This window comes from Mesorhizobium sp. M0983, assembly GCF_040318975.1.
Lineage (GTDB): Bacteria > Pseudomonadota > Alphaproteobacteria > Rhizobiales > Rhizobiaceae > Mesorhizobium.
Genome location: NZ_JAMYNH010000015.1, coordinates 22,592 through 44,018 on the forward strand (window position 1 = coordinate 22,592; position 21,427 = coordinate 44,018).

The 21,427-nt window shown below is 63.5% G+C and carries 26 protein-coding genes; 15 read left to right on the forward strand and 11 right to left on the reverse strand.

The window, feature by feature from the left end:
• The first annotated feature begins 25 nt into the window (after positions 1-25).
• The 4 genes from NKH71_RS23650 (at position 26) to dnaQ (ending at position 2,863) form a co-directional block, all read left to right on the forward strand.
• Positions 26-625, forward strand: a complete 600-nt coding sequence (locus NKH71_RS23650) for a Maf-like protein (RefSeq protein ID WP_023718759.1) — start codon at positions 26-28, stop codon at positions 623-625.
• Positions 618-1,460, forward strand: coding sequence for a shikimate dehydrogenase (locus NKH71_RS23655; RefSeq protein ID WP_352789137.1), 843 nt, complete (start codon positions 618-620; stop codon positions 1,458-1,460). The genes NKH71_RS23650 and NKH71_RS23655 overlap by 8 nt, the downstream gene beginning before the upstream one ends.
• Positions 1,457-2,059, forward strand: coding sequence for a dephospho-CoA kinase (gene coaE / locus NKH71_RS23660; protein ID WP_352592217.1), 603 nt, complete (start codon positions 1,457-1,459; stop codon positions 2,057-2,059). Before NKH71_RS23655 ends, coaE begins: the two co-directional genes overlap by 4 nt.
• Positions 2,060-2,143: 84 nt before the next feature.
• Positions 2,144-2,863, forward strand: coding sequence for a DNA polymerase III subunit epsilon (dnaQ, locus tag NKH71_RS23665; protein ID WP_023718762.1), 720 nt, complete (start codon positions 2,144-2,146; stop codon positions 2,861-2,863).
• 271 nt (positions 2,864-3,134) lie between these two features.
• On the opposite strand, the gene secB is transcribed toward dnaQ, so the two are convergent.
• Both secB and NKH71_RS23675 read right to left on the reverse strand, forming a co-directional pair.
• Entirely contained in the window at positions 3,135-3,635 is a 501-nt protein-coding gene (secB, locus tag NKH71_RS23670; protein WP_352895360.1) for a protein-export chaperone SecB, read from the reverse strand.
• Positions 3,636-3,748: 113 nt separating this feature from the next.
• Positions 3,749-4,240, reverse strand: coding sequence for an FxsA family protein (locus tag NKH71_RS23675; protein ID WP_023718764.1), 492 nt, complete (start codon positions 4,238-4,240; stop codon positions 3,749-3,751).
• A 198-nt stretch (positions 4,241-4,438) separates the two neighbouring features.
• Here NKH71_RS23675 and NKH71_RS23680 point away from each other — a divergent pair, with 198 nt between their 5' ends.
• From NKH71_RS23680 to NKH71_RS23695, 4 genes are read left to right on the forward strand one after another with little or no spacing between them, the layout of a single operon-like run.
• On the forward strand, positions 4,439-5,146 hold the full coding sequence (locus NKH71_RS23680; protein ID WP_023718765.1) for a Tim44/TimA family putative adaptor protein: 708 nt from the start codon (positions 4,439-4,441) through the stop codon (positions 5,144-5,146).
• Between the two features lie 23 nt (positions 5,147-5,169).
• The gene (gene mltA, locus NKH71_RS23685) at positions 5,170-6,276 is read left to right on the forward strand and encodes a murein transglycosylase A (protein ID WP_352481332.1); all 1,107 of its coding nucleotides are present in this window, start codon (positions 5,170-5,172) and stop codon (positions 6,274-6,276) included.
• Positions 6,273-6,809 carry a Smr/MutS family protein gene (locus NKH71_RS23690; protein ID WP_352481333.1) on the forward strand — a complete coding sequence of 179 codons (537 nt, stop codon included), beginning with the start codon at positions 6,273-6,275 and terminating at the stop codon, positions 6,807-6,809. The genes mltA and NKH71_RS23690 overlap by 4 nt, the downstream gene beginning before the upstream one ends.
• Positions 6,810-6,847: 38 nt before the next feature.
• On the forward strand, positions 6,848-7,216 hold the full coding sequence (locus NKH71_RS23695) for a helix-turn-helix domain-containing protein (RefSeq protein WP_352495417.1): 369 nt from the start codon (positions 6,848-6,850) through the stop codon (positions 7,214-7,216).
• 9 nt (positions 7,217-7,225) lie between these two features.
• On the opposite strand, the gene NKH71_RS23700 is transcribed toward NKH71_RS23695, so the two are convergent.
• The 3 genes from NKH71_RS23700 to NKH71_RS23710 form a co-directional block, all read right to left on the reverse strand.
• Entirely contained in the window at positions 7,226-7,843 is a 618-nt protein-coding gene (locus NKH71_RS23700; protein WP_023718769.1) for a transglutaminase-like cysteine peptidase, read from the reverse strand.
• A gap of 212 nt (positions 7,844-8,055) precedes the next feature.
• A complete protein-coding gene (locus NKH71_RS23705; protein ID WP_352481335.1) occupies positions 8,056-9,333 on the reverse strand; it encodes a polyhydroxyalkanoate depolymerase in 1,278 nt (425 codons plus the stop codon).
• Between the two features lie 253 nt (positions 9,334-9,586).
• Entirely contained in the window at positions 9,587-9,946 is a 360-nt protein-coding gene (locus tag NKH71_RS23710; RefSeq protein WP_352481336.1) for a septal ring lytic transglycosylase RlpA family protein, read from the reverse strand.
• Positions 9,947-10,250: 304 nt separating this feature from the next.
• Between NKH71_RS23710 and NKH71_RS23715 the strand changes: the two genes are divergently transcribed.
• Positions 10,251-10,436, forward strand: coding sequence for a hypothetical protein (locus NKH71_RS23715; RefSeq protein ID WP_023718772.1), 186 nt, complete (start codon positions 10,251-10,253; stop codon positions 10,434-10,436).
• Between the two features lie 59 nt (positions 10,437-10,495).
• Here the strand turns inward: NKH71_RS23715 and NKH71_RS23720 are convergent, their stop codons facing one another.
• From NKH71_RS23720 to tauA, 4 genes are all read right to left on the reverse strand, one after another.
• Entirely contained in the window at positions 10,496-10,684 is a 189-nt protein-coding gene (locus tag NKH71_RS23720) for a hypothetical protein (protein ID WP_023718773.1), read from the reverse strand.
• Between the two features lie 19 nt (positions 10,685-10,703).
• The gene (locus NKH71_RS23725) at positions 10,704-11,570 is read right to left on the reverse strand and encodes an ABC transporter permease subunit (RefSeq protein ID WP_352481337.1); all 867 of its coding nucleotides are present in this window, start codon (positions 11,568-11,570) and stop codon (positions 10,704-10,706) included.
• Entirely contained in the window at positions 11,567-12,340 is a 774-nt protein-coding gene (locus NKH71_RS23730) for a taurine ABC transporter ATP-binding protein (protein ID WP_352481338.1), read from the reverse strand. The genes NKH71_RS23725 and NKH71_RS23730 overlap by 4 nt, the downstream gene beginning before the upstream one ends.
• A gap of 75 nt (positions 12,341-12,415) precedes the next feature.
• A complete protein-coding gene (tauA, locus tag NKH71_RS23735; RefSeq protein ID WP_352481339.1) occupies positions 12,416-13,429 on the reverse strand; it encodes a taurine ABC transporter substrate-binding protein in 1,014 nt (337 codons plus the stop codon).
• Positions 13,430-14,268: 839 nt separating this feature from the next.
• On the opposite strand from tauA, the gene NKH71_RS23740 reads away from it, so the two are divergent.
• The 3 genes from NKH71_RS23740 (at position 14,269) to NKH71_RS23750 (ending at position 16,821) form a co-directional block, all read left to right on the forward strand.
• Positions 14,269-14,721 (forward strand): RrF2 family transcriptional regulator, encoded by a 453-nt coding sequence (locus NKH71_RS23740; RefSeq protein WP_352592220.1) that lies wholly within the window; start codon positions 14,269-14,271, stop codon positions 14,719-14,721.
• Between the two features lie 61 nt (positions 14,722-14,782).
• On the forward strand, positions 14,783-16,132 hold the full coding sequence (locus NKH71_RS23745) for an FAD/NAD(P)-binding protein (protein WP_352481341.1): 1,350 nt from the start codon (positions 14,783-14,785) through the stop codon (positions 16,130-16,132).
• Positions 16,133-16,470: 338 nt separating this feature from the next.
• Positions 16,471-16,821, forward strand: coding sequence for a winged helix-turn-helix transcriptional regulator (locus NKH71_RS23750; protein ID WP_352481342.1), 351 nt, complete (start codon positions 16,471-16,473; stop codon positions 16,819-16,821).
• 111 nt (positions 16,822-16,932) lie between these two features.
• On the opposite strand, the gene NKH71_RS23755 is transcribed toward NKH71_RS23750, so the two are convergent.
• Both NKH71_RS23755 and NKH71_RS23760 read right to left on the reverse strand, forming a co-directional pair.
• Positions 16,933-17,580: a cysteine hydrolase family protein gene (locus NKH71_RS23755; protein ID WP_352481343.1), complete on the reverse strand. Its 648-nt coding sequence runs from the start codon at positions 17,578-17,580 to the stop codon at positions 16,933-16,935.
• Positions 17,577-17,906 (reverse strand): hypothetical protein, encoded by a 330-nt coding sequence (locus tag NKH71_RS23760; protein ID WP_023718782.1) that lies wholly within the window; start codon positions 17,904-17,906, stop codon positions 17,577-17,579. The genes NKH71_RS23755 and NKH71_RS23760 overlap by 4 nt, the downstream gene beginning before the upstream one ends.
• Before the next feature lie 172 nt (positions 17,907-18,078).
• Here NKH71_RS23760 and NKH71_RS23765 point away from each other — a divergent pair, with 172 nt between their 5' ends.
• From NKH71_RS23765 to NKH71_RS23775, 3 genes are all read left to right on the forward strand, one after another.
• Positions 18,079-18,246, forward strand: coding sequence for a hypothetical protein (locus NKH71_RS23765; RefSeq protein ID WP_352481344.1), 168 nt, complete (start codon positions 18,079-18,081; stop codon positions 18,244-18,246).
• A gap of 416 nt (positions 18,247-18,662) precedes the next feature.
• The gene (locus tag NKH71_RS23770) at positions 18,663-20,087 is read left to right on the forward strand and encodes a pyridoxal-phosphate dependent enzyme (RefSeq protein WP_352481345.1); all 1,425 of its coding nucleotides are present in this window, start codon (positions 18,663-18,665) and stop codon (positions 20,085-20,087) included.
• Complete coding sequence (locus tag NKH71_RS23775; protein ID WP_352481346.1) at positions 20,084-21,265, forward strand: cystathionine gamma-synthase; 1,182 nt, start codon at positions 20,084-20,086, stop codon at positions 21,263-21,265. The genes NKH71_RS23770 and NKH71_RS23775 overlap by 4 nt, the downstream gene beginning before the upstream one ends.
• The last annotated feature ends 162 nt before the right edge of the window (positions 21,266-21,427 follow it).

Below are 21,427 nucleotides of genomic sequence, written 5' to 3' on the forward strand. Positions count from 1 at the left end.
GAGCGCCAGAAAACGGGCGAAAAAAATGGCCGAAAAAATCATCCTTGCCTCGGGCAGCCCGTTCCGCAAGGCGCTGCTTGTCAATGCCGGCGTTGTGGTCGAAGCGGTTCCGGCTTCTGTCGACGAACGTGCGCTGGAGGCGCCGCTGCAAAATAGTGGCGTGTCGCCGGAGGACGTCGCCCTGGTGCTTGCCGAGGCCAAGGCCACCGAAGTCAGTGAGCGCAAGCCCGGCGCCCTGGTGCTCGGCTGCGACCAGACGCTGTCGCTCGGCGACGAGCTGTTCCACAAGCCGGCCGACATGGAAGGCGCGCGCCGTCATCTGCTGGCGTTGTCGGGCAAGACGCATCAGCTCAACAGTGCCGTCGTGCTGGCCCGTGACGGCCAGGTTCTGTGGCGGCATGTCGGCATCGCCAGCCTGACCATGCGCAAGCTCGATCCGGCCTTCATCGGCCGCCATCTGGCGCGCGTCGGCGCCAAGGCGTTGTCCAGCGTTGGTGCCTACCAGATCGAAGGCGAGGGCATCCAGCTGTTCGAAAAGATCGAGGGCGACTACTTCACCATTGTTGGCCTGCCGCTTTTGCCGGTGCTGGCCAAGCTGCGTGAGCTCGGGGCGATCGATGGCTGAGGCCTCGAAAAAAGCCTTCGTCACCGGCCACCCGATCGGCCATTCCAGGTCACCGAAGATCCACGGCTACTGGCTGGCGAAATACGGCATCGACGGCGTCTACGAGGCCATTGACGTTGCGCCAGAAGCGTTTGCCGAATTCCTGCAAACGCTGCAGGCACAAGGCTATAGCGGCGGCAACGTCACCATCCCGCACAAGGAGGCCGCCTTCGCATTGGCGGCGCGCCACGACGACGCGGCCGAACAAATCGGTGCGGTCAACACACTGTGGTTTGAGGATGGCGAATTGTGGGGCGGCAATACCGATGCCCATGGCTTTGCCGCCAATCTGGACGAGTATGCATCGGGTTGGGCGGCCGACGGCCCGGCCGTTGTGCTCGGTGCCGGCGGTGCCGCTCGCGCGGTCATCCATGCGCTGAAGCAACGCGGCGTCAACGATATCCGCATCGTAAACCGGACGCTTGCGAGGGCGCAGGAGCTGCGCGACCGCTTCGGTGCCGGCGTCTCCGCCCATGGCATGGCGGCGACCGGCGAGTTGCTCGAAGATGCCGGCCTGCTGGTCAACACGTCAGCGCTCGGCATGCATGGCAATGAAGGCCTGTCCGCCGATCCGGGCAGACTGCCCGACCGCGCCATCGTCACCGACATCGTTTATGTTCCGCTGGAAACGCCGTTGCTCGCCGCAGCCAGCGCGCGCGGCCTCAAGACCGTCGATGGGCTCGGCATGCTGCTGCACCAGGCGGTGCCCGGCTTCGAGCGCTGGTTCGGCACCAGGCCGCAGGTCACCGCCGAACTGCGGCAAATGATCATTGCCGATATCGGCGCGAAGCCATGATCGTGCTCGGCCTCACCGGATCGATCGGCATGGGCAAGTCGACCACGGCAAAGATGTTTGCCGAGGCCGGCGTGCCGGTCCATGATTCCGACGAGGCGGTGCATCGCCTCTATGCCGGCAAGGCCGCCCCCATGGTCGAGGCGGTCTTTCCCGGGACCACCCGATCCGGTGCGGTCGATCGCACAAAGTTGGCCGAACGGGTGCTCGGCGATGCCGCCGCGCTGAAACGGCTGGAAGCGATCATCCATCCGCTGGTCCGTGCCGACGCCGATGCCTTTCTGGCGCAAAATCGTGCCGCCGGCGCGCCACTTGCCGTGCTCGATATACCGCTGCTGTTCGAGACCGGCGGCCGCGATCGCGTCGACAAGGTTGTGGTCGTCACCGCGTCGGCCGAGATCCAGCGCGCCCGCGTGCTGGCGCGCCCGGGCATGAGCGAGGAAAAGTTTGCGTCGATCCTGGCCAGGCAGGTTCCCGACGCCGAAAAGCGCCGGCGCGCCGACTTCGTCGTCGACACCGGCCAGGGCTTTGACGCCGCCCGCGCGGCTGTCAATGCGATCGTCGCCGAACTAGTCGGGGATAAAGCAGCCAGTCCGGGTTAAGAGGCTTGCAGCCCACATTACTTGTTGCCATTTTGTTCCGGGTGTGATTCGGCTAGAATGACGCGGAACCAATGGACTGATTCGATGCGTGAGATCATCTTCGATACGGAAACCACCGGCCTCGACACGCGCGAGGACCGCGTCATCGAGCTTGGCGGCATCGAGCTGGTCAACCGCTTTCCGACCGGCCGCACCTTCCACAAATACATCAACCCACAAGGCCGCCCGATTCATCACGAGGCGCAGGCCGTGCACGGCATCAGCGCCGCCGATCTTCAGGGCAAGCCGACTTTCATGGAGATCGCCGAGGAGTTCCTGGCCTTCATCGACGGCGCCAAGCTGGTCGCCCATAATGCCGGCTTCGACATCGGCTTCCTCAACCTCGAATTCGGCCGGCTTGGTCATCCGGCCATCGATCCGGGACGGATCGTCGACACGCTGGCGCTGGCGCGCCGCAAGCATCCAATGGGTCCCAATTCGCTCGACGCGCTCTGCCGCCGCTATGGCATCGACAATGGCCGTCGCACCAAGCATGGCGCGTTGCTCGATTCTGAATTGCTGGCCGAGGTCTATATCGAGCTTATCGGCGGCAAGCAGGCCAGCCTCATCCTCGACAGCATCATGACGCCGGCGGGCGGACGACAGAATGTCGACGATATCGACATTTCGATCGGCGTCAGGCCCATCGCCTTGCCCTCGCGCCTGACCGATGCCGAGCGCGCAGCACACGCGGGCATGGTTGGCAGCCTCGGCGAAAAGGCGCTTTGGCTGCGCATCGGCCGGGAAGCGAGTTCCGCGGCATAGTGATTTTGAGCGGAGTGATCCGTCGCCCCCTCTGTCCTGCCCTTTTAGCCACCACTTGGCATCTCCCCCTCAGTGGGAAAGATTGGCAGTCCCAGCGCCTCGCTCATTCCTGCGACGATGAAGGATTGGCGAAGGCTGACGTGAAGTTCCGATCTCCCCACTTAAGGGGGAGATGGCCGGAAGGCCAGAGGGGGCACTGTCCCGCCAGCGGCTCATAAAAAAACCCGGCGCAAGGCCGGGTTTCTCAAACGCTATCGAGACACAAACGCCTTCAGCTCACCTTGACCTTGGCGGCGGCCTGGTCCTCGGCCAGCTTCTGCTGGAACATCTGCGCGAAATCGATCGGGTCGAGCATCAGCGGCGGGAAGCCGCCATTGCGCGTTGCCTCGGCAATGATCTGCCTGGCGAACGGGAACAGCAGCCGCGGGCATTCGATGAACAGTATCGGCAGCATGTGCTCCTGCGGGAAGCCGCTGATGGAGAAGACGCCGCCATAGACCAGTTCGACATTGAACAGCACTTCCTGGTCGAACGATGCCTTGGCATTCAGCGTCAAATTGACGTCGAACTGCTTGTCCGAAAGCGGGTTGGCGTTGACGTTGACGTTGATGGCGATGCCGGGGGCCTTGTCGCGGCCGCGCAGCGAGTTTGGCGCGCCGGGGCTTTCGAAGGACAGGTCCTTCACATATTGCGCAAGCACGTTGAGCGAAGGCTGCTCCGCATTTCCACTACCGTTGGCTGCGCCGGTCGGGGCGTCGTCGTTGCTGGCCATAAGCTGTGATCCTTTTGCCTGGGCAGCGTTGCTGACCGGATTGAAATTCGGGCGTTCGCTATCATGGCCGGCACGACAAGACAAGTTTGCAAAAGACGCCGGTTGCCTTGCGGCTACTCGTCCTTGAGGCGGCGCCAGGGAGAGTCAGGCCCGCGCGCATGGTCGTCGGCGCGCGAATAGTCGCCGTCGTCGAGATCGATGGTCTTGCCGCGTTGCCTTGCCCGCAAACCAACGCCGAAATCGGTGGCCAGCACGATGCGGCCTTTCAGCATCCGCCAGGCAAGATCGCGCACCGGTGGCAGGAACAGTAGAATGCCGAAAATATCCGAGATGAAGCCGGGGATGATCAAAAGGATCGCGGCCAGAACGATCATGGCGCCGTGCGCAAGCTGGCGGCTCGGATCGTGGCCGGCATCCATTTCGGCACGGACCCTGGCCATGACGCCAAAACCCTGGTGTCGAAGGAGCAAGGCGCCGGCGACGCTCGAGGCCAGCACCAGCCCGACCGTCGCCAGCGCGCCGATCTGGCGGCCGACAATGACGAAACCGGCTATCTCCAGCAGGGGAAGCGCAAGAACAAACAGGGGAAGCAGCGAGATACGCAAATCTTGACCGATCGTTTCGATGTTTTGCCGGCCGGCGAGCAATCGCCGCTGGCACCAGAGCTGTTAGATAGGTATGGCTGCCTTTGATTTGAATGATTGCGCCATGCGTTCTATATGCTTTGGATACTGAACGCTATGTGATCGCGGCCCTTGCTTGGCCGCTGGTCCGGCCAAAGCAGGGATTGATTGGCGCAAGATATGGGCTTCTTCGACTTCGGCACAATTTTCTTTCTGATTGCGGCGGTGGTGATCTTCTTCCAGCTGCGCAACGTGCTTGGCCGACGCACGGGCAACGAACGCCCGCCCTTCGATCCATATACGGCAGGGCGCAAGAACGACAAGGATGCCGCCCAGAAACCCGAGAACGTGGTTTCGCTGCCGCGCAAGCGGCTGGCGGGAGAGCCGGCGGCCGATGCCTATACGGCGATCGACGCCTTTGCCAAGCCCGACACAGATCTCAACCGGGGCCTGCGGGCGATCAAGGACAATGATCCGACCTTCGACCCGAAGACCTTCGTCGACGGCGCCAAGATGGCCTATGAGATGATCGTCATGGCCTACGCCGATGGCGACCGCAAAACCTTGAAGAACCTTTTGTCGCGCGAGGTCTATGACGGCTTTGTCGCGGCCATCGGCGACCGCGAGGCAAAAGCCGAAAAAATCCAGTCCTCCTTCGTCGGCATCGACAAGGCCGACATCGTTTCGGCCGAGATGAAGGGCAGCGAGGCGCACATCACGCTGCGCATTGTCAGCGAACTGATTTCAGCGACCCGCGACAAGGCCGGCGCCGTCATTGACGGCGATCCCGAGACCGTCGCCGAGGTCAAGGACGTCTGGACCTTCGCTCGTGACGCGCGCTCGCGCGATCCGAACTGGAAGCTCGTCGCCACCGAAGAAGAAGACTGAACTGGACGGCGGCGGGGGCTGTCGTGTCGCTTTCTCGAGTCTTCAGCGAAAAGTCCTTTGGCGAATTGCCGGGCTGGGACGAGGACGACCAACTCCCTGCCTTTGACGCCTTTCGCCGCTCGGCCTTTCATGTCCTGACGAAACCCTACCGCTCCGGCGCGCTCGGCGTCGATTTCGGCGCCTTTGCCGAAGCCTATGCCGCAGCGCGCACCGTTTCGCCGGCGAATCGGTTGGAGGCCCGAAGCTTCTTCGAGCGCTACTTTGTGCCGGCCCATATAGGGGCGGAAAACGGCGGCCCAGGCCTCGTCACCGGCTTCTACGAGCCGGAGGTCGACGCCTCGCCGGTGCGCACGCGACGATTTTCGGTGCCGTTGCTAACCCGCCCGGCCGACCTTGTCGACATCGACGATGGCAATCGTCCTTCCGGCATGGATCCTTATCTTGCCTTCGCTCGTGCGGCGCCGAACGACCCGGTCGAATATTTCGACCGCGGCGAGATCGAACGCGGCGCGCTCGCTGGACAAGGCCTGGAAATCGCCTGGCTCGCCGACAAGGTCGATGCCTTCTTCATCCACGTGCAGGGCGCGGCGCGGCTCAACATGACCGACGGGGAGCTTTGCCGCGTCACCTATGCCGCCAAATCCGGCCAGCGCTTTACCGGACCGGGCAAGATCCTGAGCGACGAAGGCGAGATCCCGCTGGAAAAAGTGACGATGCAGTCGATCCGTGCCTGGCTCAAGGCGCGTCCGGAGCGCGTCGACGAGATCCTTTGGCGCAACCGCTCCTACATCTTCTTCCGCGAGATGGGCGTCGACGACCCGGAGCTCGGCCCGGTCGCTGCCGCCAAGGTGCCGCTGACACCCTGCCGCTCGATCGCCGTCGACCGGCTGCTGCACACGTTCGGCACGCCCTTCCATATCGATGCGCCGTCGCTGACCGCCTTCGACGAAAAACCGTTCCGGCGGCTGATGATCGCACAGGACACCGGCTCAGCGATCATCGGGCCGGCCCGCGGCGATCTGTTCGCTGGGTCGGGCGATGCGGCCGGCGAGATCGCCGGCGTTATCCGCAACGCCGCCGATTTTTATGCGCTGATCCCCCGGCCGCTGGTTTCAGGAGCAGACCGATGACCCGGCGCATCGACAGGCTGAGCGAGGACGACCGGGTCCTGTGGAACCTGGTGGCGCGCACGGCAAAGCCGCTGAAGGGCAAGATCGCCGTCGATATTCCCAAGCTTGGGCCGGAGATCGACGAAACCAGGCAGGTGCCGCCGCCGGCACAGGTCGCGGGCAATGCTGCCGCGGTCGCGAAACCGAAGGCGCAGCATGTTTCCCACGCACTCGACGAACCGACGCTGGACAAGCTGTCGAAGGGCCGGCTGCCGATCGAGGGCCGCGTCGACCTGCATGGCCTGACCCAGGACGAAGCCTATTCGCTGCTGTTTTCCTTCCTGCACCGGGCGCATGCCGGCGGCATCCGCTATGTCCTGGTAATCACCGGCAAGGGCTCTTCGTCGGGCGGCGACGGCGTCTTGCGACGCGCCGTGCCGTCATGGCTGTCGACGCCCGCCTTCCGGCCCCTTGTCTCCAGCCACGACCATGCCGCCCGCAATCATGGCGGCTCGGGCGCGCTTTACGTCCGTCTGCGGCGGGCGCGCTCTTGAGGATGCGCCCATGAGGATGCGCCAATGAGGATGTGCTCGTGACCCCGTTCGGCGAAAAGCTTCGCGTGCTGCGAAACGAGCGCGGCGTCACCCAGAAGGACATGGCCAAGGCGATCGGCGTCAGCGCAGCCTATCTCTCGGCGCTCGAACACGGCCGCCGCGGTGCGCCGAGCTGGACGCTGATCCAGAAGATCATCGGCTATTTCAACATCATTTGGGACGACGCCGAGGAACTGGCGCGGTTGGCCCAAACCTCGCATCCGCGCGTCAGGCTCGACACGTCCGGCCTTAGCCCGGCGGCGACCGAGCTTGCCAATCTCCTGGCCGACAACATCGAAAAGCTCGACGAAGCCGAGCTTCGCCGCATCATTGCGTCGCTCCGCGCCGCGCTGAACCGGCCGAAATGAGTTGCTTTGTTACTGGACCGAGCCGACCAGAACCTGCTGGCCGCCGCGGATCGAGACCCAACGGCCGGTATTGTCGATCGCCTGCCGCTTGAGGAAACGATAGCCGGTCTGGTCCCAGGAACGGACCTGGTCGGTCAGATTGTCGAGGATGTAGTCGCCCTTGTCGGTGCGCACCGTCAGCACGGCGTGGCCTTCGCCATCCGGCTTGCGCACGACGGTCATCAGCAGATCGGCAAACGAGACGCCCAGCCGGTTCAGCTCACGGCGCTTTTCCAGGACATAGTCCTCGCAGTCGCCGACACCCTTGTCGGGATAGGCCCAGACCTCGTCCTTGCCGTAGATGTCGAAGTCGCTCTCAGGCTTGACGGCGGCGTTGACCTTTACCGTGACGCTGAGCAGCTTGCGCCACAGCGAGCCGGTCATGCTGGCGGGCGACAGATCCTTCGGGCGGATCGAGCATTCCGACGGGTAGGTCTTGCAGAAATCATAATGGCCGATCGGCTGCGACGTCGGACCACCTGTTATCATCGGGCTGGCTGCCGAGGCCGAACTGGCCCAACCTGCCGCCACAGTAAGTCCAGCCAGCGCGCACAGGCGTAGCGTTCTCGCCATTGGTGAGGAAATCATTGTCCCCGCTTGTCCCTTGTTGTTAACGAAACGTTAAGGGGTATTTACAGTCGGTGTCAATTATGAGGATGGATTGATTTTTGCGGCATGGTTACCTGCGTGGCGCCAACGCGACTATTGTGCAACAGGTCGACCGGCCGCACGGCCCCGCCAACCGATGATTTTGGCATTGACCGACCTGATGCGGATTGACGGGCATCATCGCTGGTCGCCTATTTCTTGCCGGTCCTGACCAGCTTGGGCTTCACCGCAACACGGTTCTGGCGGCCGTAGCTGGTAATGAAATCGACGATGCGCGGCACGATTTCGGAGCGGAAGCGCGAGCCGTTGAACACACCGTAATGGCCGACCGCCGGCTGCATGTAATGGGCGTGCCTGTCGGCCGGAATGTTGATGCAGAGGTCGTGCGCCGCCTTGGTCTGGCCAAGGCCGGAGATGTCGTCGTTCTCGCCCTCGACGGTGAACAGGGCGACATTGCGGATCGCCGAAGGGTCGACCGCCACACCGCGATGCGTCATTTCGCCCTTGGGCAAGGCCTGGCGGACGAAGACGGTATCGACGGTCTGCAGGTAGAATTCTGCCGTCAGATCCATCACCGCCAGGTATTCGTCATAGAATTCCCGGTGCTTCTCGGCATTGTCGCCGTCATGCTTCACCAGGTGCATGAAGAAGTCTTTGTGGGCGATGATGTGGCGATCCAGGTTCATGCTCATGAAACCCGAAAGCTGCAGGAAACCGGGATAGACCTCGCGGCCGAAGCCCGGCACCGGCCAGGGCGCGCGCATGATGACGTTGTCGCGGAACCAGTCGATGCCCTTTTCCTGGGCCAGCAAATTGACCGCCGTCGGGTTGCGGCGCGTGTCGATCGGGCCGCCCATCAGCGTCATCGTCGAGGGCACGAAAGGATCGCCCTTGGCTTCCATCAGCGCCACCGCCGCCAGCACCGGCACCGACGGCTGGCACACCGCCATCACGTGGGTGTCGGGTCCCAGCGCATGCAGCATGTCGACAATGTAGTCGACATAGTCGTCGAGGTCGAAGCTGCCGTCGGCAAGCGGCACCATCCGGGCGTCGACCCAGTCGGTGATATGCACGTCCGCATAGGGCAGCATCGCCTCGGCCGTGCCGCGCAACAGCGTCGCATAGTGGCCCGACATCGGTGCGACGATTAACAGCTTCGGATCCGGCCGGCGCCCGGCCGGGACAGCCCGCTCGAAACGGACCAGATTGCAGAACGGCCGCGACCAGACGGTGCGTTCGCTGACCTCGACGGTTTTCCAGTCGACCACGGTCTTGGTCAGGCCGAATTGCGGCTTGCCGTAGCGGCGTGTCGTGCGTTCGAACAATTCGGCCGTTGCCGCGACCGAGCGGCCCCAGGACGTGTGTGAAACCGGATTGAGCGGATTGGAGTAGAACAGGCGCACCGCATCGGCATAGAGGCGGGCCGGCTGCAAGGCGGCATGGTTCAGTTCGTAAAGCTGGTAGAACATCGAGAACCCCGCTGCCGACTGCGATCGAAGGGCCGACGAGCAGCGCCGAGCCTTGTCTTGCGGGAGGTTAGCAACAATTTGCTGCGATGCAATACGTCAACTTGCGTGATTTATGCTCATTCTTTCGTCCAAGATGTTGGGAATCCGCCTTCAACGGCAACAGCCGGCTCAATGTGCACCTGCGAAGGCGTAGCCAAGGGTACGCCTATCGGTGCGATCGTCGGAGGAGGTGTCCGGCCTGGCGCTCTGACTGTTAGACGCGTGCCATGCAGACGGCGGTATGGCCCGAGCTGATGAAGCCGAGCTGGCTGGCGGCGCCCTTCGACAGATCGAGCACGCGGCCCCTGATAAACGGGCCGCGATCGTTGATCCGCACGACGACGCTGCGGCCATTGTTGCGGTTGGTCACCTTCAGCTTGGTGCCGAACGGCAGGCTGCGATGCGCTGCGGTCAGCGCCGACGGGTTCATGCGTTCGCCGGAAGCGGTTCTGGAATGCAGTGAGTACCAGGAGGCACGGCCGCACTGAGCGGCGGCGCTGGCAGTGGATGCGCCGACCATCAGGCCAGCCGCGATCATGGCCGCGGCAAGCGCGGTCTGGTTGCTTTTGTTCATGTGTTGGGGACTGGCTCCGTTGACAGACCCGCAGCGGTTAGAGGCGAATGAGGCAGCAAATGCGGCAATGATCTGTCGGTTCCATGACAATGTTACACGTTTGGAGTCGGTGCGAAACAATTTGTCAGAGAGTTTCCGCAGCAAGGCACAGCTTCTTTGATGATCTTCGCATCGACCTCAGCACGTCTTGCACAAGATCAGAGATTTGCATCTAAGTAGAAGTTGGCCTGACCGGGCCGCTTCTTTCGCTGTTCCATTCCGGCAGGAGCGCGGCCGATGATCGACTTGGAAAGGAGTTTTAGCAATGAGATTGATCAAAAATCTGCTGGCGTTGATTGTGCTCGCCATCGGCGTGCTGTGGTCATTGCAAGGCATCGGCCTTATCGGCGGCAGCTTCATGACCGGCCAGTCGCAATGGCTCTATGTCGGCATCGTCACCGCGCTGGTTGGCTTGGCCGGCCTGGCCTGGGCGAACCGTTCGCGCGTTTGAGCAGGCGTCGATCCTCAGGCTCCCGCCAGAGCAGCGCACAGCGGACCTGTGGCGGCCGGTCACCGCGACCAGTATTGCCAGCCCCAGTAGAAACTTTCGTCGCGCGGCGGTAAGCGGTTGCGCTCCGCGTCCAGATGCACCGGCGTCGGCGCTTTGCGTTCGTCCTCAGGCGGCTGTTTGTCTCCGGCCTTGATCAGGCGGAGCCAATGGCCGAAACGCGCAAGCAGCACAGCGGTGGAATGGGGCATCGTCACGTCTCCGATCCGGTCACTCCCGCCCCGCCCACGGGACGAGCACCCGCTCGATCCTGCGGATGATGAATTCGAGCACGAAGGCAATGGCCGCGATCACCAGTATGCCCATCACCACCACGTCGGTGACGAGGAACTGGGCGGCGGACTGGATCATGAAGCCGAGCCCGCGCGTCGCCGCCACCAGCTCGGCGGCAACCAGCGTCGACCAGCCGGCGCCAAGCGCGATGCGCAGGCCGGTCAGGATCGAGGGCAGTGCGCTGGGTAGGATCACGTGCCGGACAAGCTGCGTGCGGGTCGCGCCAAGCGCGCGTGCCGCATTGATGCGTTCCTGCGAGACGCCGCGAACACCCGATGCCGTCGACAGCGCGACCGGCGCCAGCATGGCGATGGCAATCACCAGGATCTTGGACGGCTCGCCAATGCCGAACCAGATAATGATTAGTGGCAGATAGGCCAGCGGCGGGATCGGCCGCAGCAATTCGAGCAGCGGATCGAAGATGCCGCGCCCTATGATGCTGATGCCGATAGCCAGCCCGATGGGAACGCCGACGAAAACGGCCGCGATCAGCGCTGCAAATACCCGCCACAGACTGGCGGCGATATGCTGGAGCAGCGTCGCGTCGACAAAGCCGTCACGGGCGACGACGACAAATTTGTTCCAGACTGCCACGGGCGACGGCAGGAAAACCGGCGACACCAATTGCAGGCGGGCCGACAGTGCCCACGCCGCCAGCACCACCAGAACAGTGATCGCGCTGACCATGCGGGCCGAAACGCGGCTGCGTCTCGGCCGCGACCGCGACCATGGCACGGACAGCGCGTCGGCTCCGTCGTCGGCCTTGGAGCGCTGCGGCCGCTCGGTATAGGAGGTAACGGTCATGCTGCCTCTCCTTCGAAGATCGCATCGGTCAGCTCGCCGCGCGCCGCGGCGAAGGCGGGATCGGCCTTGATGCTGCGAATGGCCTCGCCGGCTGCATAGCGCCGGCTGAAGCCGGTTTCGAAACTCCGCACCACCCGCCCAGGGTCGGGAGCCAGCACAATGATGCGGGTTGCGAGCACCAGCGCTTCCTCGATGCCGTGCGTCACCATCAGCACGCCGACATTGCTTGCCGTCCACAGATCGAGCAGCGTTGTTTGCATGCGTTCCCGTGTCAGCGCATCGAGCGCGCCCAGCGGCTCGTCGAGCAGCAGGAATTGCGGCTCGGCCGCCAGCGCCCGGGCCAGGCCGACGCGCTGGCGCATGCCCCCGGAAAGCTCCCAGATGCGCTTGTCGCCGGCACCGTCGAGCTTCACCAGCGCCAGCAGCGCATCGGCGCGCCGCGCCCGTTCACTTGGCCCGACGCCGCGCAGCCTGAGCGCAAAGGCGACATTTTCCCGCGCGGTCAGCCACGGAAACAGCGCGTCGTTCTGGAACACGACGGCGCGGTCCGAGCCTGGCGCCGTGATCGGCCTGCCGCCTACCGTGGCGCTGCCGCGCACAGGCTCGACCAGGCCCGCAGCGACATTGAGCAGCGAGGTCTTGCCGCAGCCGGAGCGGCCGACCAGGACAACGAAGTCATCCTTGGCGACGTCAATCGACACGCGTTCGACGGCCGGCGCCGGCTGGCCTTCATAATGAATCGAGACTTTGTCGAGCAGGAGATGCGTCATGTGGCGTCGCCGATATTCTGAATCTGCAGGCAACGCGCGCGTCAGGGAAGGGAGGACGCGCGCATTGAGCGGTCGCTAATTCGAGGCAAGCGCCTCGCCGACATATTTCGACGACACGTATTTCGAATAATCCGGCAGCACGGCGTCGATCTTGCCCTGCTCCTTGAGGAAGGCCGACGTCGCCTCGACTGCCTTGACCGTGCCGCCACCGAGGAACTTGTCCGAGGCCTGCTCCTCGAGCGTCGGGAAGACATAGCCCCTCAGCAGTTGCGGCACGTCTTCGAGCTTGGCCCCGGTGATCCTGGCGATCTTGGCCGCTTGCGGCGAGGACACCGACCATTGATCCGGCTTGGCCAGGAATTCGGCATAGGCAGCGCCCGTCACTTTGACGAAGTCGCGCACCGCCTCCGGGTTCCTTTCGGCGAAGTCGGTGCGCACGATCCAGGCGTCGAAAGTCGGCGCGCCCCAGGCGGCGACCTGCGAGGAATCCAGCACGACCTTGCCCGACGTCTTGATCTGGCCGAGTGCCGGATCCCAGACATAGGCGGCGTCGATGTCGCCGCGCGCCCATGCCGCCGCGATCTCCGGTGGCCGCAGATTGAGAATATCGACCGACTTCGGCTCGACACCCTCATGCTTCAGCGCCGCAAGCAGGCTGTAATGCGTCGTCGAGACGAAGGGTACCGCCACCTTCTTGCCGGCAAGGTCGGCGACCTTCTCGATGCCGGCGCCGTTGCGGGCGACAAGGGCCTCGGATTCGCCGATCAGCCCGACAATGAAGATGGTCTGGATGGGAAGCTCGCGGCTCGCCGCCGCCGCCAGCGGGCTCGAGCCGACATAACCGATGTCGACCGAACCGGAAGCGACGGCGGCGATCACGTCGGCGCCGGAATCAAATTTCCGCCAGTCGATTGCCGCCTTGGTCGCGCTCTCATAGGCGCCGTCGGCCTGCGGCACCTTCGAGGGTTCGACGACCGTCTGGTAGCCGATAGTGATCTTGAGGTCCTTCGCATGGGCTGGGCCGAGAAAGCCGGCACCAGCCAGAGCCGCCGAGGACAGGAGAACGACGCGTCGCGAAATAGTGGACATGAAAGGCTCCTTGAAAAGAGAAAAATCGGATCGCTCCCTCATAGTCAGCTAAGTCTATAAGGCTTGTAGAGTTAAATCCTTCCAACCATTGCCGTCTTGTTAGAAAAAAGCCGTCAGTGGCGCGGCGCGAAGGCGGATATGGCGGCAGCGGGCCTCGGCCTAAGGTCTGTTGACGGTCAGGTCAGCCGAAACAGAGACGGAATGGCGCGCACTATTGGATCTGCATTCATTGGTCAGTATAGCGGCATCGATCCTCGGGTCTCCGCTGCGTCGCTGCTTTGAACAATGGCGCAGCACCTCAATTGCCTTCTTGGCTCCACCTCGCCTCTGGCTTCGCTGTCCGTTGGGGCGACCGGTGATTGCGCCATCAGCCGCAAACAAGAATTTTCCGTTTTGGCCCGGTCACCGGCAAATCCATGCTGCGAACGGCCGAACAATTGAAAGTGAATTTCCTGTGCTCGGGGTTAAGTCTAGTATTCTTATGGACATTGAAGGATTGGAGAGGACGATGAGCGACGCCACCCTCCTTGTTGCCGCGCGCGGCATGCTTTGGCCTTCAAATTCAGGGACAGAAGCTGCTGTCGGCCGGTCGGGACATTCCTGTCGCCGGCCAGTTTGCCGGTGTCCCATTGGCGGCGGCTCCTGTGCTCGTAGGGCCACAAGCCCCGGCCAAAATGGCCATTGCGGCTTGAAAACGAAACAAAATCAACGTTTCTTGGCTTGTATATCATGTCACTAGAATTTATCTGTAGTGACAGCTTGGACGCGGCGGGGAGGCACGCCAGGCGTTTCGCAACCGATGGCCTTGGGTCATCGCATGACAGAGAAACGTTCGGGTTATGCTCACGAAAAAAGGTAAGTACGGCCTCAAGGCGCTCGTTCATCTGGCGCGCCTGCCGGTTGGACAGCTCGCCTTCGTCAACGACATCGCCCGCGCAAACAATATTCCGAAAAAGTTCCTCGATGCCATCCTTGGCGAATTGCGCAATGCCGGTTTCGTCCAGAGCCGCAAGGGCAAGGAGGGCGGTTATCGCCTGGCGCGCCCAGCGGACGAGATCAAGGTCGGGCACGTCGTGCGCGTGCTCGACGGGCCACTTGCCCCCATTCCTTGCGCCAGCCGCACCCAGTATCAGCGCTGCGAAGATTGCAACGAGGCGACATGCCAAGTCCGACATCTGATGCTGGAGGTCCGGCAGGCCATCGCCGAGGTGCTGGACCAGCGCAGCCTCGCCGAGATGCGCGACATCGCCGGCGACGAAGACCTTTCGGTGCCGTTGAAAATCCAGGCCTGAATCAACAAAGCCTGACCCGAGAATTCCGGAACCAATGGCTCCCAAGACAATTGGTGCGCGCATGACCGGACGCGCAAATTCGATCATTCCAACTTCGATCATCATTGTCGGTGGCGGCGCCAGCGGCGTCGTGCTTGCCGCGCATCTGCTGAAGTCGCCCAATCCCGATCTCCGCGTCAGCCTGGTCGAAAAACGCCCGCATTTTGGGCAAGGCATGGCCTATTCAACGCTGCTCTCAGCCCATGTGCTGAATGTCAGCGCGTTGGGCATGAGCGCCTATGCCGACGATCCCGGCAATTTCTCGCGCTGGCTACTTGAACGCGGCCTGGCAACGCCGGAACAGGCACCGGTCTATGCGCCGCGCAGCGTCTACGCCCGCTATCTCAAGGAGCTGCTCGACGAACTCGAGGCGCGTGAGCAGCAGACGGGCCGGCTGCGCCTGATCCGCGAGGAGAGCCTGTCGATCTCGCCGACCGCGTCCGGCGTCGAGGTGGCGCTGGCCAACGGCACCAGCGTGGTTGCGCATCTTGCCGTGCTGGCGACCGGCCATGACGAGGAGCCGGGGGCGGGGCAGGGCCACGCGATCAGGATGGGATCCGAGGCCGACAGCGCGCTCGACCCCGAAGCCCGAGTCCTGGTGCTGGGCACGGGGTTGAGCATGGTCGATGCCTTTCTGTCGCTCGAGCAGCGCGGTCATCGCGGCGCGATCGTCGCGGTGTCGCGGCGCGGCCTGCTGCCTTCGCCGCATCGCAAGGGCAATCCCATCAAGCTCGACGTTGCCGATATCCCGCTCGGCACCCAGCTTTCCTATTTCGTCGGCTGGTTCCGCGACCTGATCCGGGAAAACCAGAAGGCCGGCATCGACTGGCGCGACGTCGTCGACGGTCTGAGGCCCTTCAACCAGAAGATCTGGCAGAACTGGCCGTCCTCGGCCAAGCGCCGCTTTGTCGAGCACACCAAGGCGTGGTGGGACATCCACCGCCATCGCATGGCGCCGCAAGTCTACGCCCGCGTTACGGAGGCGGTGCAGGCCGGCCGCATCCGGCTTGTCGCCGGCCGCATCGTCGACATCGCCGCAGGCTACACCGTAGAGGTCCAGTCCCGCCACACGCAGCGCCTCGAAAGGTTCGATGTCGCCCGCATCTATGATTGCACCGGCATCGCCAGGGATATCTCGACCACCTCGAACAGCGTGGTGCGGTCGCTGGTCGACCGTGGGCTGGCACGGCCGGATCCGCTGCGGCTCGGCCTCGATGTGACCGCGGACTGCGAGGTCATCGCCGGCGATGGCACAGTATCGGCCAAGATTTTGGCGGTCGGGCCGCTGACGCGCGGCACCTTCTTCGAGATCGACGCCATTCCCGATATTCGCGTGCAGTGTGCGCGGCTAAGCAAGCGATTGCTCGGATAAGGCCCCCTTTGTCTTGACGCAATTTCGGATGCAAGACCGCCGCCGTTGGGTGAAAAGATCTCGACCGCATAACCTCGCGGTGAAGGCGAACCAGGGGTGCGGGAGCTAGCTCCGCCAGAAGCCGACCGGCCAGCCCGTGGTGGTCGAGACAGCCGGGTTGGCGATGACGATCGCCACACGTTTCGGCTGTTGCGCGTTGACCGGATTGGCGTCGCGTACGCTCATCTTCGTTCTCCTCCCTGGATTTTGTGGCCGGCGAGGCCGTGAGCCGCGACCCCTGGCCAGATGACCGGGCGAATTCTGCTTCCGTCGTCACCATGCCTTGCCTACCATGGCGCATGACCCAACGCGGAAGACTCTACGGCTGCCCGGTCGAGTTCGCGCTCGACGCGCTCGGCGGCAAATGGAAGACGGTGATCCTGGCGCACGTCAAGGAACAGCCGATGCGCTATTCCGACCTGCGCCGGCTGATCCCCTCGCTCTCGGACAAGATGCTGACGCAGCGCCTGGCCGAGCTTGTCGAGATCGGCTTCGTCACGCTCGAGATGTCGCCCGACGGCAAGGGGCGCTACGCCTTGACCGGGCGCGGTGAAGATCTCGCCGCCGCGCTCCAGGCGCTCTACGACTGGGGAAGCGTGCATGGCCGCGCCGAGGGCGTGCGTTTTCGCACCGATAGCGCAGCCACCTAGATCAATTCCGGGAAGCGCGGAGCGGTTTTCTGTCCGCAATTGCGAGACAAAGCGATGGAGCGGTTCGACGTTTGCGTGAAAGGGTGGATCGCTCTAGCAAGCCGACTGTCCTCAACCCGGTCCGGCAAGCGCGCTGCAGAAGCTGGCGACATCGGTGACAACGGCTTCGCCGAGGAAGCGTAGCGTCGCCATCGAGCGGTCGCGCGCCTCGCGGTTGCCGAAGCCACAGGCATCCTCGATGACCACGGCGACAAAGCCATTGTCGGTCGCCTGGCGAACGGTTGGCTCGATGCCGATCTCCATGGCGATGCCTGCGAGCGCTATCGTGCGCACGCCGCAATCGCGCAAGGCAAAGCCGAGCGCGGTGGAATCGAAGGCCGACATCGTGAGCTTGTCGAACACCGCCTCGTCATCGCGGGGTTCCAGCTCGGGCACGATCCGCGTCGCTTCGGCGTCGCGCGGGAACCACGGCTCAACTGTGTCGGGGCTGTCGCGCCGCTGCCAGGCCATGGCGGTGCGCAGCTGCGTCGCGCCCATCCATTTGCGCGGCAGCGACAGATGGCGCGTGAACGCCACCCGCATTCCGGCCACGCGCGCCGCTTCCAGCACCGTGCCGGTGCGCTCGACGATGGTGGCGGCGCCGGCCACCTGGCGGCAGATGCCGACCTGCATGTCGTAGACCACCAGCGCCGTGCGGCGCGGATCGCACCACTCAGCCAGGCTGGCCGGGATTTCGATCCCGTCGCGCGACCGGATCATGCCGCCGTCCGGTCCCACGGCTTGGCGATGTCGACGGTCGGGTCGAACAGGAATTCCAGCGGCAATGGCGCGTCAAAGGCGATGAAGTGCCATTCCAGCAGCCCGGCCTTGGACAGCGGGAAGTCCTCGGTGTAGCGCCGCGCTTCCGCGACGCTGTCGAGCTCGAAGACGATGATGACGCCGCCAATATCGCCGCGCGCATAATTCTCGCGCACGATCCCCGCCTTCCAGAGCCGCCAGACGTTCGACACTTCGTCGCGCAAATAAGGCCGCAGGTCGTCGAGCGTGACGCCGGGCTTGAAATTGTCATAGGCAAGAATCTTCATCGGCCATTCCTTGCATTGCTGTTCGACCAGCGCCGGGTAGCATGGCGGAATCAGCGGCGGCAACGAACGAGATGGTGCGTTGAAACGGCCGCACGATTGCCGTTCTGTGCCGTGCGACCCTACGGACGGCCAGGCGGCCGCGGTATAGTTTTCGCTGAGGAGGAAAAGCGCAGTGACCATCGAAAGGCTGAACCCCGAGGGCATGCACAGCAACCCGGCCTATTCGCAAGGCGTGTCGCTGCCGCCATCCGCGCGCATCGTGCTGGTCGGCGGCCAGAATGGGGTCGACGCGCAAGGCCGGATCGTCGCCAGGGACGATCTCGCTGCGCAGACCGCTTAGGCGCTCTCCAACCTGGCAAAGGTGCTCGAAGCCGGTGGGGCAAAGCCTGAAGACCTCGTCAGCCTCTCGGTCTATATCGCCGGCGACCTGGACATAGGGCCGGCCTTCGGCGCCTGGATGGCCTTCTGGGCAAACCGCGGCGTGCCCCGATCATCAAAGTGCTGCGCGTCGCCGGCCTCGGTAATCCGGATTTTCTGATCGAGATCGAAGCCCAGGCCGCGATCGCCTGAACCCTAAGCAGGTTCTGCAAATCTTTTGCCCAGCCTCGAGGCTGGCGAAGCTTTCGCGAAATTCCATTCCCCTGCTGGCGGCCGGATTGGCACGATCTATCTTCTTTACAACTGCAAACGGCTGGAAAAGACGGTAGGTTGCCGTCTTCCAGGGCGGTTGCTCATTCTGGCAACGGAGCATCTGACATGAGCAAGCACAAGATCGTGGCACCGGACGACGCATCGTCCCGCTTGCGCCCGCCCTATGCCTCGGTTCTCGATCTGATCGGGCAGACGCCGGTCGTCGAGCTGACCAAATTCGACATCGGCAAGTGCCGGCTGTTCATCAAGCTCGAAAGCCAGAATCCCGGCGGCTCGATCAAGGACCGCATCGCGCTGTCGATGATTGCCGCCGCCGAAAAACAGGGCAGACTGAAGCCCGGCGGCACCATCGTCGAGGCGACCGCCGGCAACACCGGTCTCGGCCTCGCCCAGGTCGGCATCCCCAAGGGCTACCGCATCATCCTCGTCGTTCCCGACAAGATGTCCCGCGAAAAAATCCAGCATTTGCGCGCGCTCGGCGCCGAAGTGCGCATGACGCGCTCCGATGTCGGCAAGGGCCATGCCGAATATTACCAGGACATGGCCGAAAAGATCGCCGTCGAGCTGCCCGGCGCCTTCTATGCCAACCAGTTCGCCAACCCGGCCAATCCGCTGGCTCATGAAACCACGACCGGACCGGAAATCTTCCAACAGCTCGAAGGCGACGTCGACGCGGTTGTCGTCGGTGTCGGCTCCGGCGGCACGCTGACCGGGCTCGGCCGCTATTTCGCGAAAGTCTCGCCGAAGACCGAGATGATTTTGGCCGATCCGGTCGGCTCGGTGCTGGCGCCTTTGATCAAGACCGGCAAGATGGTAGAGGCCGGAAGCTGGACCGTCGAAGGCATCGGCGAGGATTTCGTCCCGCCCAATGCCGATCTGTCGCTGGTCAGGAAGGCCTATTCCATCCCCGACAAGCAGAGCATGCTGGCGGTGCGCGACCTGCTTTCGAAGGAAGGCATCCTCGCCGGCTCGTCTTCCGGCACGCTGCTTTCGACGGCGCTCCGCTATTGCCGCGAGCAGACCGTGCCGAAGCGCGTCGTCACCTTCGTCTGCGACAGCGGCAACAAGTATCTGTCGAAAGTGTTCGACGACTTCTGGTTGGCCGAACAGGGCCTTGCCGAGCAGGAGCAGCATGGCGATTTGCGCGATCTGGTGATGCGCTCGCATCGCACCGGCGACACCGTGTATGTCGGCCCCGACGAAAGCCTGCTCAACGCCTATGGCCGCATGCGCCGCTCGGATGTTTCGCAGCTGCCGGTGCTGGACGAGGGCAAGCTCGTCGGCATCATCGACGAAAGCGATATCCTGGCCAAGGTCGAAGGCCCCTATGACAGCCGCTGGGACCGCTTCAAGGCCCCGGTCAGTACGGCCATGACCTCTACCCTGCACACGCTGCAGGCCAGCCAGACGCTGGATGCGCTGCTGCCGGTGTTCGACCGCAACGAGGTCGCTATCGTCTTCGATGGCGACGAATTCATTGGCCTGATAACCCGTATCGACCTGATCAACCATCTGAGGCGCGCCCGATGACCGTCAAAGCCACCGTATCGGGCAGGAACCGCCTCGCCTTCTCGACGCGCACCATCCATGGCGGCCAGAGCCACGACCCGACGACGGGCGCGGTGATGGTGCCGATCTACGCGACCTCGACCTATGGCCAGCAGAGCCCGGGCGTGCACAAGGGTTTTGAATATGCCCGCAGCCAGAACCCGACCCGCTTTGCCTTCGAGCGCGCTGTGGCCGACCTCGAAAGCGGCACAGCCGCCTTCGCCTTCGCTTCGGGGCTGGCGGCGATCGCCACTATTTTCGAACTGCTCGATTCCGGCGCCCACATCGTCGCCACCGACGACATCTATGGCGGCACGTTTCGGCTGCTTGAGCGGGTGCGCAAGCGCTCGGCCAACCTCCAGGTCGACTTCGTTGACTTCACTGATCTTGCCGCGGTCGAAGCGGCGATCCGCCCGGAAACCAAGCTGCTCTGGGTCGAGACGCCGACCAATCCACTGCTGCGTGTCGTCGATCTCGAAGGCGTCGCGGCATTGGCCAGGCGCAAAGGCGTGCTGTCGGTCGCCGACAACACTTTCTGCAGCCCCTATCTGCAGCGGCCGCTGGAGCTCGGCATCGATATCGTTGTTCACTCGACGACGAAATACCTCAACGGCCATTCCGACATGGTCGGCGGCGTCGCCGTGGTCGGCGACAACAAGGATCTCGCCGATCGGCTGAAGTTCCTGCAGAACGCCATCGGCGCCATTTCCGGGCCATTCGACAGTTTCCTGGCGCTGCGCGGCCTGAAGACGCTGGCGCTGAGGATGGAGCGTCATTCGTCGAACGGCCAGAAGATCGCGCACTGGCTGGAAAGCCGCCCCGACATCCGCCGTGTTATCTATCCCGGCCTGCCCAGCCATCCGCAGCACGCCATCGCCAGGCGGCAGATGCACGCCTTCGGCGGCATGATCACCATCGAGCTCGACCGCGACCTCGCCGGCACCAAGCGCTTCCTCGAGCACACGCAACTGTTCACGCTGGCCGAAAGCCTCGGCGGCGTCGAAAGCCTGATCGAGCACCCCGCACTGATGACGCACGGCTCGATCCCGGCGAAAAAACGCGCGGAGATCGGGATATCCGATTCGCTGGTGCGCTTGTCGGCCGGCATCGAGGATGGCGACGATCTGATTGCGGATCTGGATCAGGCGCTGGCGAGTTGAGCCCGGTAACAAGAAACCTTGCGAGACGTCGGCAGGACAGAGGGGGGTGAAGGATCACCGACAAGCGACAATTGTTCTGTGTCGCGCCCCGCACGCTATTCCGTTGACCCAGGCCAATTCTGCCTGAATTGTAGCGACCCGATCCTCCCGGCTCCGGAAGCT

What these genes read in the sequence shown, in the direction of transcription:
- NKH71_RS23725 (WP_352481337.1), bottom strand. Translation starts at nt 11,570, where the DNA reads ATGACCGTTACCTCCTATACCGAGCGGCCGCAGCGCTCCAAGGCCGAC.
- NKH71_RS23715 (WP_023718772.1), top strand. Translation starts at nt 10,251, where the DNA reads ATGAGATTGATCAAAAATCTGCTGGCGTTGATTGTGCTCGCCATCGGC.
- NKH71_RS23730 (WP_352481338.1), bottom strand. Translation starts at nt 12,340, where the DNA reads ATGACGCATCTCCTGCTCGACAAAGTCTCGATTCATTATGAAGGCCAG.
- NKH71_RS23650 (WP_023718759.1), top strand. Translation starts at nt 26, where the DNA reads ATGGCCGAAAAAATCATCCTTGCCTCGGGCAGCCCGTTCCGCAAGGCG.
- NKH71_RS23755 (WP_352481343.1), bottom strand. Translation starts at nt 17,580, where the DNA reads ATGATCCGGTCGCGCGACGGGATCGAAATCCCGGCCAGCCTGGCTGAG.
- NKH71_RS23775 (WP_352481346.1), top strand. Translation starts at nt 20,084, where the DNA reads ATGACCGTCAAAGCCACCGTATCGGGCAGGAACCGCCTCGCCTTCTCG.
- coaE (WP_352592217.1), top strand. Translation starts at nt 1,457, where the DNA reads ATGATCGTGCTCGGCCTCACCGGATCGATCGGCATGGGCAAGTCGACC.
- NKH71_RS23720 (WP_023718773.1), bottom strand. Translation starts at nt 10,684, where the DNA reads ATGCCCCATTCCACCGCTGTGCTGCTTGCGCGTTTCGGCCATTGGCTC.
- NKH71_RS23705 (WP_352481335.1), bottom strand. Translation starts at nt 9,333, where the DNA reads ATGTTCTACCAGCTTTACGAACTGAACCATGCCGCCTTGCAGCCGGCC.
- NKH71_RS23690 (WP_352481333.1), top strand. Translation starts at nt 6,273, where the DNA reads ATGACCCGGCGCATCGACAGGCTGAGCGAGGACGACCGGGTCCTGTGG.
- NKH71_RS23760 (WP_023718782.1), bottom strand. Translation starts at nt 17,906, where the DNA reads ATGAAGATTCTTGCCTATGACAATTTCAAGCCCGGCGTCACGCTCGAC.
- dnaQ (WP_023718762.1), top strand. Translation starts at nt 2,144, where the DNA reads ATGCGTGAGATCATCTTCGATACGGAAACCACCGGCCTCGACACGCGC.
- NKH71_RS23745 (WP_352481341.1), top strand. Translation starts at nt 14,783, where the DNA reads ATGACCGGACGCGCAAATTCGATCATTCCAACTTCGATCATCATTGTC.
- NKH71_RS23700 (WP_023718769.1), bottom strand. Translation starts at nt 7,843, where the DNA reads ATGATTTCCTCACCAATGGCGAGAACGCTACGCCTGTGCGCGCTGGCT.
- NKH71_RS23710 (WP_352481336.1), bottom strand. Translation starts at nt 9,946, where the DNA reads ATGAACAAAAGCAACCAGACCGCGCTTGCCGCGGCCATGATCGCGGCT.
- NKH71_RS23740 (WP_352592220.1), top strand. Translation starts at nt 14,269, where the DNA reads ATGCTCACGAAAAAAGGTAAGTACGGCCTCAAGGCGCTCGTTCATCTG.
- NKH71_RS23655 (WP_352789137.1), top strand. Translation starts at nt 618, where the DNA reads ATGGCTGAGGCCTCGAAAAAAGCCTTCGTCACCGGCCACCCGATCGGC.
- NKH71_RS23680 (WP_023718765.1), top strand. Translation starts at nt 4,439, where the DNA reads ATGGGCTTCTTCGACTTCGGCACAATTTTCTTTCTGATTGCGGCGGTG.
- NKH71_RS23770 (WP_352481345.1), top strand. Translation starts at nt 18,663, where the DNA reads ATGAGCAAGCACAAGATCGTGGCACCGGACGACGCATCGTCCCGCTTG.
- tauA (WP_352481339.1), bottom strand. Translation starts at nt 13,429, where the DNA reads ATGTCCACTATTTCGCGACGCGTCGTTCTCCTGTCCTCGGCGGCTCTG.
- secB (WP_352895360.1), bottom strand. Translation starts at nt 3,635, where the DNA reads ATGGCCAGCAACGACGACGCCCCGACCGGCGCAGCCAACGGTAGTGGA.
- NKH71_RS23750 (WP_352481342.1), top strand. Translation starts at nt 16,471, where the DNA reads ATGACCCAACGCGGAAGACTCTACGGCTGCCCGGTCGAGTTCGCGCTC.